General features: G+C 37.5%; 14 protein-coding genes. 4 read left to right on the top strand and 10 right to left on the bottom strand.

Features of this window, described 5'->3' with window-relative positions; all coding sequences use genetic code 11:
• The first annotated feature begins 116 nt into the window (after window positions 1-116).
• Entirely contained in the window at window positions 117-1,052 is a 936-nt protein-coding gene (locus tag ACHUE4_RS12155; protein WP_394190389.1) for a phosphotransferase family protein, read from the top strand.
• Between the two features lie 144 nt (window positions 1,053-1,196).
• Here ACHUE4_RS12155 and ACHUE4_RS12150 read toward each other — a convergent pair whose 3' ends face one another.
• The gene (locus ACHUE4_RS12150) at window positions 1,197-2,444 is read right to left on the bottom strand and encodes a dicarboxylate/amino acid:cation symporter (protein WP_394190387.1); all 1,248 of its coding nucleotides are present in this window, start codon (window positions 2,442-2,444) and stop codon (window positions 1,197-1,199) included.
• Between the two features lie 522 nt (window positions 2,445-2,966).
• On the opposite strand from ACHUE4_RS12150, the gene ACHUE4_RS12145 reads away from it, so the two are divergent.
• The 3 genes from ACHUE4_RS12145 (at window position 2,967) to ACHUE4_RS12135 (ending at window position 4,748) form a co-directional block, all read left to right on the top strand.
• Window positions 2,967-3,389, top strand: a complete 423-nt coding sequence (locus tag ACHUE4_RS12145) for a hypothetical protein (protein WP_394190385.1) — start codon at window positions 2,967-2,969, stop codon at window positions 3,387-3,389.
• 148 nt (window positions 3,390-3,537) lie between these two features.
• The gene (locus ACHUE4_RS12140; protein WP_394190383.1) at window positions 3,538-4,248 is read left to right on the top strand and encodes a class I SAM-dependent methyltransferase; all 711 of its coding nucleotides are present in this window, start codon (window positions 3,538-3,540) and stop codon (window positions 4,246-4,248) included.
• A gap of 29 nt (window positions 4,249-4,277) precedes the next feature.
• The gene (locus ACHUE4_RS12135; protein WP_394190381.1) at window positions 4,278-4,748 is read left to right on the top strand and encodes a hypothetical protein; all 471 of its coding nucleotides are present in this window, start codon (window positions 4,278-4,280) and stop codon (window positions 4,746-4,748) included.
• 294 nt (window positions 4,749-5,042) lie between these two features.
• Here ACHUE4_RS12135 and eno read toward each other — a convergent pair whose 3' ends face one another.
• The 9 genes from eno to ACHUE4_RS12090 all read right to left on the bottom strand — a co-directional run bounded on the left by eno (window position 5,043) and on the right by ACHUE4_RS12090 (window position 14,294).
• Window positions 5,043-6,338 (bottom strand): phosphopyruvate hydratase, encoded by a 1,296-nt coding sequence (eno, locus tag ACHUE4_RS12130; protein ID WP_394190379.1) that lies wholly within the window; start codon window positions 6,336-6,338, stop codon window positions 5,043-5,045.
• A gap of 2 nt (window positions 6,339-6,340) precedes the next feature.
• Window positions 6,341-7,885, bottom strand: coding sequence for a 2,3-bisphosphoglycerate-independent phosphoglycerate mutase (gene gpmI / locus ACHUE4_RS12125; protein ID WP_394190377.1), 1,545 nt, complete (start codon window positions 7,883-7,885; stop codon window positions 6,341-6,343).
• The gene (tpiA, locus tag ACHUE4_RS12120; RefSeq protein ID WP_394190375.1) at window positions 7,878-8,639 is read right to left on the bottom strand and encodes a triose-phosphate isomerase; all 762 of its coding nucleotides are present in this window, start codon (window positions 8,637-8,639) and stop codon (window positions 7,878-7,880) included. The genes gpmI and tpiA overlap by 8 nt, the downstream gene beginning before the upstream one ends.
• Window positions 8,640-8,651: 12 nt before the next feature.
• Complete coding sequence (locus ACHUE4_RS12115) at window positions 8,652-9,821, bottom strand: phosphoglycerate kinase (protein ID WP_394190533.1); 1,170 nt, start codon at window positions 9,819-9,821, stop codon at window positions 8,652-8,654.
• A 199-nt stretch (window positions 9,822-10,020) separates the two neighbouring features.
• Window positions 10,021-11,028, bottom strand: a complete 1,008-nt coding sequence (gene gap, locus ACHUE4_RS12110) for a type I glyceraldehyde-3-phosphate dehydrogenase (protein WP_394190373.1) — start codon at window positions 11,026-11,028, stop codon at window positions 10,021-10,023.
• A gap of 12 nt (window positions 11,029-11,040) precedes the next feature.
• Window positions 11,041-12,078, bottom strand: a complete 1,038-nt coding sequence (locus tag ACHUE4_RS12105; RefSeq protein WP_394190371.1) for a sugar-binding transcriptional regulator — start codon at window positions 12,076-12,078, stop codon at window positions 11,041-11,043.
• Between the two features lie 593 nt (window positions 12,079-12,671).
• On the bottom strand, window positions 12,672-12,905 hold the full coding sequence (locus tag ACHUE4_RS12100; protein WP_394190369.1) for a glutaredoxin family protein: 234 nt from the start codon (window positions 12,903-12,905) through the stop codon (window positions 12,672-12,674).
• A gap of 28 nt (window positions 12,906-12,933) precedes the next feature.
• A complete protein-coding gene (locus ACHUE4_RS12095; RefSeq protein WP_394190367.1) occupies window positions 12,934-13,719 on the bottom strand; it encodes a TPM domain-containing protein in 786 nt (261 codons plus the stop codon).
• Complete coding sequence (locus ACHUE4_RS12090; RefSeq protein ID WP_394190365.1) at window positions 13,716-14,294, bottom strand: LemA family protein; 579 nt, start codon at window positions 14,292-14,294, stop codon at window positions 13,716-13,718. Before ACHUE4_RS12090 ends, ACHUE4_RS12095 begins: the two co-directional genes overlap by 4 nt.
• Between the last annotated feature and the right edge of the window lie 423 nt (window positions 14,295-14,717).

Raw genomic sequence — 14,717 nt, 5'->3', positions numbered from 1 at the left:
GAACTATTTTACCAAATAATAGACACAAGTACAATAAGGTTACGATAAATACATAGATAAATGTGTCAGACTATTTGATAAAATGTAACTATATACCGTTTAAAAGGAGAAAATCTATGAATATACAGCAAATGAGTTGCGAGGAATATAAAAACAACCATCAAAATGAAACCCTCTGGGATGAAGTCGTAGTGCAGCTACTAAATAACGAACATATCTCCTATCATTCTATTGAACGTTTTCCATTGGGAGGCAATATTGTCTATGCAATCAATGACGATTTAGTCTTGAAATTATTTTCACCATTCGATCGAGAAGAATTTGTCATCGAAACCGAAGTTCTCGAGAATACAGATTGGTCAAAGATATCAGTAGAGGTTCCTTCAATTGTGAAGCAAGGTTCAATCGGACAATGGCATTATTTAATAATGACACGAGTTAGTGGCGAACTATTAATTGATGTATGGGAAAAATTATCCTTGAAAGAACAGTTGGATATTGCAACAGATGTCGGCGTTTTAATCAAACAAATGCATACTCTACCCGTTGAGAATTATCCACATCTAAATCAAACCTATTTTGAATGGATTTCCACTCAAAAGAAACAAGTCACAACACACCACTCTAAAACAGGTTTAGCCCCTCATCTAGTCGAGCAACTTGAAAAGTATGTTTCAACATTTGTTCCTTCTTCTCAAAAAGTACTATTAACCGGAGAATATACACCCTTTAATTTACTCGTCAATCAAGCAGATGGTAGATGGAGAGTGACTGGTCTAATTGACTTCGCTGACTGTTTTATAGGAGAGCCTACTTATGATTTACTCGGACCAATATTATTTAATTATTACCCAACACCAGAACTAACTAAGAATTTCCTATCTGCATATGGGATGGCACTTACAGATTCTTCACGGACTTATTTAATGCAACTTCTTCTGCTCCATCGATTTAGTCATATACCGAATTATTTAGATGGGCACTTAGATATGAATAAAGTTCAAACTCTCGAGGAACTATCCACTATCTTTTTTTCTAATATAGAGTCTTGAATCCTTAACTTAAACTAACACATCCACTTAGATTGCTATTGTGAAAAAGACATGAAAAATGAGCTTGGAACCGTATTTCCATGCTCATTTTTCTATACTCTTTAAATCATATGCTTAAAGATTTCCCCTCACAATAGAGGCCAACTAAATTTGAGTTATAACTTCTGTTTTAACTTTTTGATTTTTTTCGGATTGATCGACAACTGCCGCACCAACCAAATCACCTACCACATTTGAAGCTGTACCAGCCATTCCTATCAACATATCCACACCTGCAATTAAAGCTACAATTTCCAGGGGAAGATCAAAAATAGTTAATACGGCGGCAAGTGTTACAAGCCCTGCTGCTGGGATTCCGGCAGTACCAATTGAAAGTAATGTTCCAACAAATACGATGGTTAAAAAATCCGTAGGAGAAAAATTAGCACCAGCAATGTTGGCTGCAAAAACAATAGACGCGCCCATTCTTAATGCTCCCCCGTCGGAATTAAACACTGCACCTAAAGGTAAACTGAAATTGACCATTTTCTCCGAAATACCAGCTTTTTTCCCATTCTCCATGGCAATAGGAAGTGTCGCAATACTACTTGAAGTGAAAAATGCAGAAGTATATGCTTCTCTAGTGTTTCTAAAGAAGTTTCGAACGGGAATATTATAAATTTTAAGGATACCGCAATACACGACGAGCCAAAGGATAGCTACCCCTAGATAAAATACGGCTGTAAACTTTAATAATGAGGTAATGGTATCCCAACCCTGCGTTCCAAAAGAAGTGGCTCCAATGGCAAAAATACCAATTGGCGCATAAAGTAAAATCCCTTTAAGGATGCGGAAGAAGAGTACATTCGCTGCTTCAAATAACGATTGCAAATCATTTCCGTATTTTTGAAGCTTTTTATCGGTGGAAAAACGCATTCCCGAAAGAGTAAAGCCAATAATAATAGCTAAAAATAGAATGGCCATTAAATTACCTGATGAAAAGGCATTAAACAAATTGTCAGGAACGATATTTAATATGACATTTGAAAGAGAGAAAGTTTCCGGTTGATCCACTTCCACGTTTGGAAGAGATAAGGACTCACCAGGATTAATCCATAAAGCAAGACCGAGTCCAATCAAAACTGCGGCAGCGGTGGTTATGGCATAATAGAGAATTAATTTCCCGCCTGTTCTTCCTAATTGTGCGGGATTCATTTGGATGACTGCATGGACAACGGTGAGAAATATAACCGGTGTAGCAATGAGGCTGAGCATTTTTATCAATAAAGTACCTAATGGTTTAAGCACTTCAGCATCTGGTCCCCATATGACCCCAACTAAAATACCAAGAACGAAACCAATTGTCATTTTTAAAAAGAATGAAGAATTTTTATATGTAGTCCATATAATCAAGTAAACAACCTCCTATTTTGTAAGTTTTCCCACAAATATATATATTACAGCTATATGGTTATATAGTCTGTATGCAATGCTCTATTATTTTTGCATCTTTTTATTCAAAAAAAGCTTTCACGGAAGACCATTTTATAGATAATTAATAAAAGCACATCACCTTTGAAGGTTATCAAGTTCTGTTTTCAAGTACGTAAACAAAATTTTCACATCATTTCGCACTCCAATCTCAATGCGAAATGGAGTTTCCTATTTTTGTTAATTTGTAGGCGTTTTAAACTGAATTGAGGAAATTAACACCCTAATTAGCATCCCTATTAAAAGGATGATAAAAGTTATTGTCTGTGTGCGAATTCGTTGCAAATTTCGACGCTAATTGAGGTTCTATTTTTTAAAAAATGGATATTTATGTTAAAATAAATTTTGGATTGTGAAAGTTTTCACTTAACCTAACTCTGCAGGTTAGTTCAATAAGAAATTTGAGATAAAATTTATAATATTCACTGAAAAGGAGGTAGTAAATTGAAGTACCAACTGTACTTTAGTGTATCTGAATATGAAAAAAAAGATTTCTGGGTTCCTTTGTTGAACTACTTTTTATCAAAATCAGATACTATAGAAATCCATTGTTGGAATGAAGAGGAAGTGGTTATCGAGGAAACAAAATCTTTGCTTAAAGGCTCATTTGAAATGATTTTGGAAAACAATCTCACTATTTTCAAGGGAAATAAAGCACTCGATGTTGTAAATCATTTATTAACTAACAATGTAGATATAGAAGGAAAGATAAAATGGTTCTCTGTATTTTTGAGTAAAAGTGACACCACTATTTTTCAGTCCGAACATTGGGGTGGAGAATTTTTTGCACCCCATGTTAACGAAAAAAATATAGCATTTATTAAATCGGTAATGCCTAGTGATACGAATTTCATTCAATATAAATAGCGATATTACTACCTTCTTTAACGATCGGGTGCGTTGATCCAAGTAGGATTAACGCTTTTTTTGTTGAACTTCTTCTACTAACGAAGCAGTTTAGTTGAACAAGGTATTTCACCATTCCGTAAAGAATTTAATATAAGGGGTGAAAACATTGAGTAGAATTGAATTTATTCGAAATGAAGAGAAGAAATATCACGATTATTGCTACGATAACTTTAAACTATTTGAAGAAGGTTCTTGGTTATACAAACCTGTAAAAACGGTAACCGATTTATTACATTTATTTGATGATAAAGAGAACGTAAAAGTTCTAGATTTAGGTTGTGGGGTCGGGAGAAATAGTATTCCGATAGCTGAAGTAATCAAGCGAAAAAACGGGAAAGTTGTTTGTGTTGATTTACTTGATTCGGCATTACTAAGATTAAGACAATACAGTAAAGAGTATAAGGTTGAAGAAGTAATACTCACGGAAAAAGCTGATATTGGTAACTATGAAATCCCAAAAAACAATTTCGATTTAATAGTTGCCATTTCAAGTTTGGAACACGTTCAATCAGAAGTAGCTTTGAATAAAACTGTTCAGCAAATGGCAGATGGTACTCAAAATGACGGGATAAATTGTATTATCGTGAACTCTGAAGTTATAGAAATTGATGTAGAAACTAACGAAAAGTTAGATGCACTTATGGAAGTAAATCTCTCAACAGAAGATATGATTAAAAAAATTAGTAGCCTCTATATAGGATGGGAATTATTAAAATCGGAAGTAAAACCATTAGAATACAGCATTATCCGAAATGGAAAATCCGTATTGTTAAAAACCAACGCAATAACTTATGTTGTTCGAAAAAATAATGAATAGTTCTTCAACTAAGGGTACTTTACTTCCATATGGAAATAAGCCTTTTTGCTCCTTCAACTAAAATTGCAGTTAGTCTATTACTTCTTTCTGTACTGAGTGTTTTGTTAGTTAGTTCGAGTTGTGTAAATGAAATGATAGGGCAAAAAATAACTGTGCAGAATCGAACAGGAGAAGAAAATATTTTTGAAGACTTCAAAGAAGTCACTCAACGAAAACGGGTGACTATAGCGATAGATATAGTGAAAAATGCTAATTGGAAAAATGCAAAAGTAGAAATGCAACGTTATGCTGACTACCAATTTCAATTTCCATCTAAGAATAGCAGTGAAGACAAAATAGCATCTTATTCACTTTGGATTAGCCTAAATGGTGAAAATCTAGAGATAGTTACCGATAGCGATAAATATGTGAAATTAACAAAGCACGATTCAACGGACCTATTCGAAATTTTAACAGGAGAAGAATTAATAAAATTTTTCCCTATGTTCGTTTACTCTTAAACTAACGAAGTGCTTTAATGAAAAAAGGCAGAACAAAATGATCCATTGTTTTTTACAATATTCAGCTGATTGAAATGTAGGCGGCGACTCCAAGAGGATTAGCGCGATCTTTAGACCCTAACATCCTGTTGGCCCCCCGGAAAGCGTCCGCCGCAATGAAAATCAGCTTTTATGGGACACTCAATTCGTATTTTCTCGGTCTTCCCTTCAGTAAACTTACTCTGATCAAAACAAAAAAGGAACTGCCCTAGCCATGATTTAATGGCACTAGGACAGTTCCTTTTAAATTATTTATTATTTCTTCAAGTTATAAAAAGTTTTCAACCCAAGATATTGAGCTGTATCATACAACTGATCTTCAATACGAAGAAGTTGATTGTACTTAGCTACACGGTCTGAACGAGAAGGTGCACCCGTTTTAATTTGACCAGCATTCGTAGCAACTGCAATATCAGCAATCGTTGCATCTTCAGATTCACCAGAGCGATGAGAAATGACCGTCGTATAACCAGCACGTTTTGCCATTTCAATTGCATCAAAAGTTTCTGTTAACGTACCGATTTGGTTTACTTTAATTAAAATCGAGTTACCAACGCCTTCTTCAATTCCACGTGATAACTTCGTTGTATTCGTTACAAACAAATCATCTCCAACAAGTTGGATGCGATCGCCTAAACGTTCAGTCAATAGTTTATGACCAGCCCAGTCGTTCTCATCTAATCCATCTTCAATTGAAATGATTGGGTATTTATCGCAAAGTTCTGCATAATAGTCCACCATTTCTTCAGAAGTTTTGACAATACCTTCTCCTACCAAGTGGTATTTGCCATCTTCTTTATTGAAAAACTCAGAAGATGCAACATCCATTGCTAAAAGAACTTCTTCTCCTGGCTTGTAACCTGCTCTTTCAATAGCTGATAAAATCGTCGTGATTGCTTCTTCATTTGAAGCAAGGTTTGGTGCAAATCCACCTTCATCACCGACTGCTGTATTTAATCCTTTTTCTTGTAACACAGCTTTTAAGCTATGGAAAATTTCCGCACCCATACGTAAACCATGACGGAAAGATTCAGCACCTACAGGCATAACCATGAATTCTTGAATATCGACATTATTATCGGCATGTGCACCACCGTTTAAGATATTCATCATTGGCACCGGTAATTGCTTCGCATTAAATCCACCTAGGTATTGATACAAAGGAATATCTAAGTAATCAGCAGCAGCATGCGCTACAGCGATTGAAACACCAAGGATGGCATTAGCACCTAATTTAGCTTTGTTTTCAGTACCATCAAGTTCGATCATCGCTTTATCGATTGAAACTTGGTCCAGTACGTTGTAGTTCTCTTCTAATTCATTCGCAATAATTTCGTTTACGTTTTCTACTGCTTTTAAGACACCCTTACCAAGGTAACGACCTTTGTCACCATCACGAAGCTCAACTGCTTCATATTCTCCTGTGGATGCTCCAGACGGAACGATTGCGCGGCCAAAAGCTCCGCTTTCCGTGAATACTTCTACTTCGATTGTTGGGTTCCCACGAGAATCTAATACTTCACGAGCTTGTAAATGTGTAATTATTGGCATGTTTATATCTCCTCAGCTTTTAGTAGTGTTTTACCTGTCATTTCAGGCGGTGGTTCGATACCTAATAAGTGTAACATGGTTGGAGCTAAATCGGCTAAAATGCCATCTGTGCGTAAATCCACATTTCGTTGCGTCACAATGACTGGAACTGGATTCGTTGTATGAGCTGTCATCGGTGTCCCTTCAACAGTCACAACTTCATCCGAATTCCCATGGTCTGCAGTGATAATAGCCGAACCATTTTTCGCTAAAATGGCATCTACGATTTTACCAAGACATTCATCCACAACTTCAATCGCCCGTATAGTGGGTTCAAGCATTCCACTATGTCCAACCATATCTGGATTAGCAAAGTTTAAAAGAATGGCATCAAACTTATCCGATTCGATCGCTGCGAGTAAAGCATCTGTCACTTCATAGGCACTCATTTCAGGCTGTAAATCATATGTGGCAACTTTCGGTGAATCGATCAATATTCGATCTTCACCAGGAAAGCGTTCTTCTCTCCCGCCACTCATGAAAAATGTCACATGTGGATACTTTTCTGTTTCAGCAATTCTCAATTGAGTTTTGCCATTTAAAGATAGTACTTCTCCAACGGTATTCTTTAAGTCTTCATTGTCATAAGCAACTGATGCCTTCACATCTTCACTATAAGAAGTAAATGTAACAAACTTCAAATCAGTCGGATGCTTTGGACTTAAAGCAAAAGTCGTTTCACAACTTGGATTGGTAAAGACTGAAGATAATTGAATCGCTCGATCGGGTCTAAAATTAAAGAAAATGACCGCGTCGTTTGAATCAATTGTAGCTAATGGCTTTCCATTTCCCATGATTGAAAAGGGTAGAACAAATTCATCTGCTACATCCAAATCATATGAAGCCATTACGCCAGCACTTGCAGATGAAGCAACCTCACCAACACCATCTACGAGTACTCGGTAGGCTTTCTCTAGTCGTTCCCATCTGCGGTCACGATCCATTGCATAATAACGACCACTTATACTAGCGAATTGACCAACGCCAATTTCATTCATTTGACGTTCTGTTTCTTCAATATAAGTTAAAGCCGTTTTAGGTCCCACATCTCGTCCATCTAAGAAACCATGAACATAAACATCCTCTAAACCGTGTGTTTTAGCCACTTGTAATAAAGCAAATAGATGCTCATAATGCGAATGCACGCCACCATCAGACAGTAAGCCCATCAAGTGCAGCTTAGATCCATGAGCTTTTACATGAGCGATTGCTTCTAGAAATGCTGCATTTTGATAGAAGTCGCCATCTGCAATTGATTTATGAATACGAGTCAGGTTTTGATAAACAATTCGTCCTGCACCAATGTTTAAATGACCAACTTCTGAGTTCCCCATTTGTCCTTCAGGAAGGCCAACTGCATTCCCAGAAGCAATTAAAGAAGCATGTGAGTAGTCATTCCAATACCGATCAAAGTTCGGTTTCTTTGCTTGGGCAACGGCATTTCCAAATACTTCATTTCGAAGTGCGAAACCATCAAGAATAATTAAAGCTACTGGAGATTTAGGCATGTGCGCCTGCCTCCAATAATTTCACGAATGACGATGATTCAAGACTTGCTCCACCGACTAGTGCACCATCGATATGAGTTTTCGAAAGCAATTCCACGATATTTTCTGGTTTTACAGATCCACCATACTGAATACGAACAGCATCCGCTACGTCTTTACTATATAAATGGGCAACTTTTTCACGAATAGATTGGCACACATCATTTGCATCATCAGAAGTAGCTGTTTTACCTGTTCCAATTGCCCAAATAGGTTCGTATGCAATAACCATTGTTTTTACTTGTTCTGCTGACAAACCAGCAAGTGCTTTTTCAACTTGGCCCTCCACTTTGGCAGTTGTTTGGCCAGCTTCACGCTCTTCTAAAGTTTCGCCTACACAAACAATTGGAGATAATGAATGAGCGAACGCGGCATGTGCTTTTTTATTAACAGCTTCATCGGTTTCATTAAAGTATTGACGTCGCTCAGAGTGACCTAAAATAACATACGTTATGTCTAAATCAGCTAATTGAACTGGGCTGACTTCTCCAGTAAAAGCGCCTTCTACTTCATAGTGCATATTTTGTGCACCAAGAGAAATTGCTGAGTCAGCTACAATATGGGTTAATGGCTCTAAGAATAAAGAAGGTGCGCATATAACAGAATCTATTTTCCCAGCATCTGGCGCAAGTCCTCTTACTTCTTCAGCAAATTTCTTCGCTTCAGATAGTGTTTTGTACATTTTCCAGTTACCAGCAATAATCGGTTTTCTCATACGAATTCCTCCTTATTTTTGATCGTTTAAAGCTTCTACTCCAGGCAAGTCTTTGCCCTCCATAAATTCTAACGAAGCACCGCCACCAGTAGAGATATGGTCCATTTGATCAGCCACTTCAAACTTTTCAACAGCTGCAGCAGAATCTCCACCACCAATTACTGTATAGGCTTGAGAAGATGCCATCGCTTGTGCAACGCCTTTCGTGCCCGCTTCAAATGGTGTCAATTCAAACACACCCATAGGTCCATTCCAAATAATTAGTTTCGAATTTTGAATCACGTCCGCATATTGAGCTGACGTTTTCGGTCCGATATCTAATCCCATCCAGTCAGACGGGATATCTGTAATATCCACTACTTTCGTTTCAGCATCCTTTGAAAACTCGCTCGCAACGACTACATCTATCGGTAAATACAGTTTTACGCCTTTTTCTTTTGCCTTTTCAATAAATGATTTAGCTAAATCAATCTTATCTTCCTCAAGTAAAGAATTCCCGATTTCATATCCTTGAGCTTTCGAGAATGTATAAGATAAGCCACCACCAATTAACAGGTTGTCCACTTTATCTAAAAGGTGATTAATGACACCAATTTTATCTTTAACTTTAGAACCACCAATAATGGCAGTGAAAGGACGTTCAGGTTGCGATAAGGCTTTACCAAGTACATCTAGTTCCTTTTCCATCAATAAACCAGAAACTGCTGGTAGATGCTTCGCAATTCCTTCAGTAGAAGCATGAGCACGATGTGCAGCACCAAATGCATCATTTACATAAACGTCTGCTAGCTTCGCAAATTTCTCAGCTAATTCAGGATCATTCTTTTCTTCGCCTTTATGGAAACGTACATTTTCAAGGAGAACAACCTCTCCATTTTTCATCTCAGCAATAGCTGTTTCCACGCTTTCGCCAATTGATTCATCTAATTTCAAAACAGGTTTATGTAATAAATCACTTAAATGCTTTCCAACAGCATTCAATCGGAATTCTTCTGTAACTTCACCTTTTGGTCGTCCCATATGGCTAGCCAAAATGACTTTTGCATCTTTGTCGATTAAATGTTGAATAGTTGGTAATGCTGCACGGATACGTGTATCGTCCGTAATTTCACCATTTTCCATCGGTACATTAAAATCTACTCGGCAAAAAACTCGTTTTCCACCTAGTTCTACATGTTGCATTGTCTGTTTTTGTTTCAAGAAGAATCTCCTCCACATCCGTAATGGTGCAAGCTATTGTGTATTTTTATACTGTGCTGGAAAGTTATACTTTCTATCCGTATAAAAAGAAGAGGAACGGAGGGTACCTCCGTTCCTTTTACCCTCTTCTATTATAGAGGTTAAAAGCGAGTTTCGCTACTTTCCTCTATGACTTAAAGTCTTATAATCCTTTGCTGTACATGTGTAGAGCAAGGTCGATACAACGTGATGAATAGCCAGTTTCATTGTCATACCAAGAAAGAACTTTCACCATGTTTTTCTCAAGAACCATTGTTGATAATCCATCAACAGTAGATGAAGCTGAATTACCATTGTAGTCACGTGATACTAAAGGCAATTCATTGTATTCTAAATAACCATTCAGTTCATTTTCAGATGCAGATTTTAAAGCAGCATTTACTTCTTCAGTTGTTACATCTTTTTCAAGTTCTACAACTAAATCTACTAATGAAACGTTTGGAGTTGGTACGCGAACCGCCATACCATCTAATTTCCCTTTTAACTCAGGAAGCACTAAAGATACTGCTGCTGCAGCACCTGTTGACGTTGGAATCATTGATTCCGCAGCCGCACGTGCACGACGGTAATCTTCATGTGGTAAATCTAGAATTCGTTGGTCATTTGTATATGAATGAATCGTTGTCATCATTCCACGTTTGATACCAAATTGCTCATGAAGAACTTTAGCTACTGGAGCTAAGCTATTCGTTGTACATGATGCGTTAGAAACAACGTGATCTGTTTCAGCATTGTAAGTTTCGTGGTTTACACCCATTACGAATGTAGACATACCGCTCTTACCAGGAGAAGATACGATAACTTTTTTAGCTCCTGCTTCAAGATGTTTCCCTGCAGATTCAACGTCACGGAAAATACCAGTACTTTCAATCACGATATCGATTTCTAAGTCTTTCCAAGGTAATACTGAAGGATCTTTTTCTGCATAAACGCGAACCTTTTTACCGTTGACTACTAAGAATTCACCTTCAGAAGAAACGTCAGCATCAAAAATGCCATGTACTGAATCGTATTTCAATAGATGTGCAAGCATCGCAGCATCTGTTAAATCGTTAATTGCTACTACTTCTACTTCACCTTGTTGTAAAGCTTCTCTGAATACTACTCGTCCAATACGTCCAAATCCATTAATCGCTAATTTTAAAGTCATCTAATTTTCCTCCTAATTTATATCGCGGTTTTGTTTTACTAATTCTTTTGCAGCACCTTCATCTGTAATTAATACAGTCTGTGGAGGTGCATGCTTTAAATAAGATCCTATAGCGGCTGCTTTTGATGACCCACCTGCCACAGCCAGTAAATGTTGCACACTTTCTAATTGCTTCAATTGAATACCCACAGTCCGAATACGATGAACTGCTTTTCCATCTTTATTGAAATAATACCCAAAGGCTTCACCTACAGCTCCTGCTTGTTCAATGGTTTGAATTTCTTCAGGGGTTGAATTGCGTCGCCTTGCCATTTCTATTGCATCACCAATTCCATGAATCACAACAGAAGTTTGGTCGTAAAGCTCAAGCATTTCTTTAATGACCGGTTCTTTCATCATCATATTGTAGGCTTCTTCACTTAAATGATCTGGCAAATAAAGAGTTCTAGATAAACCATTCGTTGCTATTGCAAAAGAAGCGGCAATTGTATTCGCTTGGAGTTGAACCTCTTCCCCAATACCACCACGTGCAGCAACATACGTTAATGTCTTTTGCTTCACAAATTGTGTCAGGTACTCCGCAATAGAAGCGATTGTACCTCCACCAGTTACGGCAACGATTTGCTTAGGTTCCGTCAAGCAATTAAGTTGCTTAGCAGCCACTTGACCAAGTAATGATTTTGCTAAATTATTTTCTTCACTATCGCCTGGCACAATGATGACACGAGAAAGGTTGTAAGTTTGTTGCAGCTGTTGCTCAAGCTGAATGAGCCCTGACCATTCATGAATGACATCTTTTAAGGTGTCTAAAACATCTTTACCCTCTTGTGTGATTTCCATGCCTGCAGATCGAATAGTGATTAATCCTTGTTGATTTAATAAATCCGTTTCTTTTCTTGTTTCTCGTTCTGTTAAATGAACCAGTTCACTTAATGAACGCCTGCCGATTTCTCCTGCTAACAAAATCGCCATCAACACTTTGTATCGTTTCTGTATTAATAAAGGCATTTCAGGAACTATTTTTAATTGTGCTTGAAGTAAGTTATTCATAGCATTCTCCTCAATCACCTTTTCAGTTGGGCAATATTTGTCCCACATACTTAAAATGTGTCCCGCTTAATAATTTTAGTTTACGCTTAATTATTTTAAAATGCAAACAAAAAAGCGCTAATTAATTACTTAACACTTGAAACAATAGAAAAATTGTAAAAAGACATGGGGCGATGAGCGGAATGTTCCCCTTGAATGGTATTGGTTTTCGCTAAGCTTCTGTTTTAAGAAAGTGTTTCAATGAAGAGTTTACTTGGTTAATGAGACGATTTTTTTGAGGTAGATTTCCTTTTAAAAATTTATCAATCAAACGGATTAGTTTATCAATCAAAATGGAGATTTATCAATCAACCTGACGATTTATCAATCAAACTCAGCCTTTTATCAATCAAACACGTCTCAATTACCTAGTTAACTTGGTGAGCCGGCCAATATGCATACCCCAAGAATTGTATAAACGATCCTCATGAACAGTCTTACATACGAAAAAAAACCGATTCTCTAAATGGAGAACCGGCTTTTGGTTATTTACATAGAGCTTCAGTTAAGACAGGCACATTGTACACGCCTATTCTAAACTCTTTAGCATTTAATTAATTACTTAGCGCTTCAAATAATGTTGGATAATCGATTCTTCCTTCTTGTATTACTTGACCATCTTGCTCAATGACAGGAATACGAATCAGGTATTTTTCATGAATTTGATCATTTTTTTCGATATTAATTTCTTCAATTTCAATGTCCACATCTTCTGCAACAAGCTGTAGCATCAGCTTCGCTTCATCGCACAGTGGACAATTGGGACGTGTGTAAAATTGTATTTGCATCTTCATGCTCCTTCATTGATTGTTTCATTTAAAAGCTTCGACCAGCTCCACCACCGCCAGAAGAACCTCCTCCACCAGATCGGAAACCTCCGCCTCCACCGCTACCAAATCCTCCACCAAATGAACCCGGTCCTATCATTGGAATTCCACCACGTCGTCCTCGTGAGCCGGGACCCATTCCTCCACCACCACGGTTTGAAAATATGGTGAATAAAATGACGATAATAATAATCATGACAATGGTAGACATAGATACGCCCCCACCCTCGTTACTACTTTTGGGTTGAACTGGGTTTACCGATTCGCCATCCCAATTATATTCTTTAGCAATTTCTTCATAAAAAACTTTCATCGTATTAAAAATTGCTTGATCTGGTGCATCCTGTTGCATATACGGCACTGTAAATTCATCTAAAATTCTGCCTACCTTGCCATCTGGTAAAGCTCCTTCTAAACCATAACCTACTTCCACCCATAGTTCACGTTCTTCCATGGCAATCACAAGCATGACGCCATTGTTTTCTTCAGCACTACCCAACTGATACTCTCTGAATGCACGATTTGAAAAACCCTCAATATCCTCGCCTTTAAGAGAATCAATTGTTAATACCGCAATTTGAGCACCTGTCCCATCTTCTAACTGAGAAGCAATCCGATTCAATTCAGCTTTTTGATCACTACTTAATAATCCTGCGAAATCTTGGACGTAAATATCACCAGTCGGTTTAGGAACAGTTGCCGCTTGAATCATTGGCGAAAGCGACATGAAAAAAAGAAGCGCAATTCCTATGAAAAGCGCGCCTTTTTTCATCATTCCCCGTCCCCTCCAAAGTCTACAACAGGTGCATCTTGTGCAGCTGCATCTGCTTTAAAGTATTCTTTTTCATCAAATCCAAATATGCCCGCCAACATGGCACCAGGGAATCGTTTCACTTTTTTATTGAACAAAGCAACTTCTGTATTATAATCTTGTCGAGCTACAACTAGTCGATTTTCTGTACCAGCAAGTTCATCCATCAATTGTCGGAAGTTAGCATCTGATTTTAAATCAGGATAATTTTCGACAACCACCAATAAACGGCTTAAAGCTCCCGATAACTCATCATTTGCTTCAGCTTGATCTTGCGGTGAATTTGCACCCGCTAATTTTGCCCGTGCTTCCGTTACACTCGCAATCACATCACGCTCTTGTTTGGCAAATGCTTCAACTGTCTTCACTAAGTTAGGAATTAAATCTAAACGTCTCTGTAATTGATTATCTACTTGAGCGTAAGCTGCATCAACATTTTCTTCACCTTCAACAAATCCGTTATAACTAGGAATTAACATAAGTGCTAAAACAACAATAATACCTACGATCACAAGTATCGGAATTAATCCTTTTTTCATATCCTTCACCTCTTCAATAGTATAGTCAATGTCTACCTTTTTTAATGACCATTAAAACCTGTATCATCTTGTAATTCATTAATAAAAAAATTCACACTAATCAAGAAGTGATTAATGTGGTTAGAAACCCTGTGAAGTAGTTGTAATAGTAATAAAAGTGATCCTCAACTAAGGTACTTACATGGTAATTTAATCATATTGCATTCTGTTGATTGGAATAAAGACGACGACTCCGAGGGGATTAGCATGAGCTTTAGACCCTGGACTGAGCTCGCGAGGGAAGCGGCTAAAGCCATGCCCCCGGAAAGCGTTCGTCGTAATGGAAATCAACAATTTCTATTTTTTAAGGTTCTCCGTCAAATGTTGGGGTGGAGTGAAAATCACTTCACCTCATCCAACGTGATATCCTATTTTTTTATACTT

Origin of the sequence: Paenisporosarcina quisquiliarum (assembly GCF_043641925.1) — a bacterium.
Classification (GTDB): Bacteria; Bacillota; Bacilli; order Bacillales_A; family Planococcaceae; genus Paenisporosarcina; species Paenisporosarcina quisquiliarum_A.
This window is presented reverse-complemented; position numbering and strand designations above follow the sequence as displayed.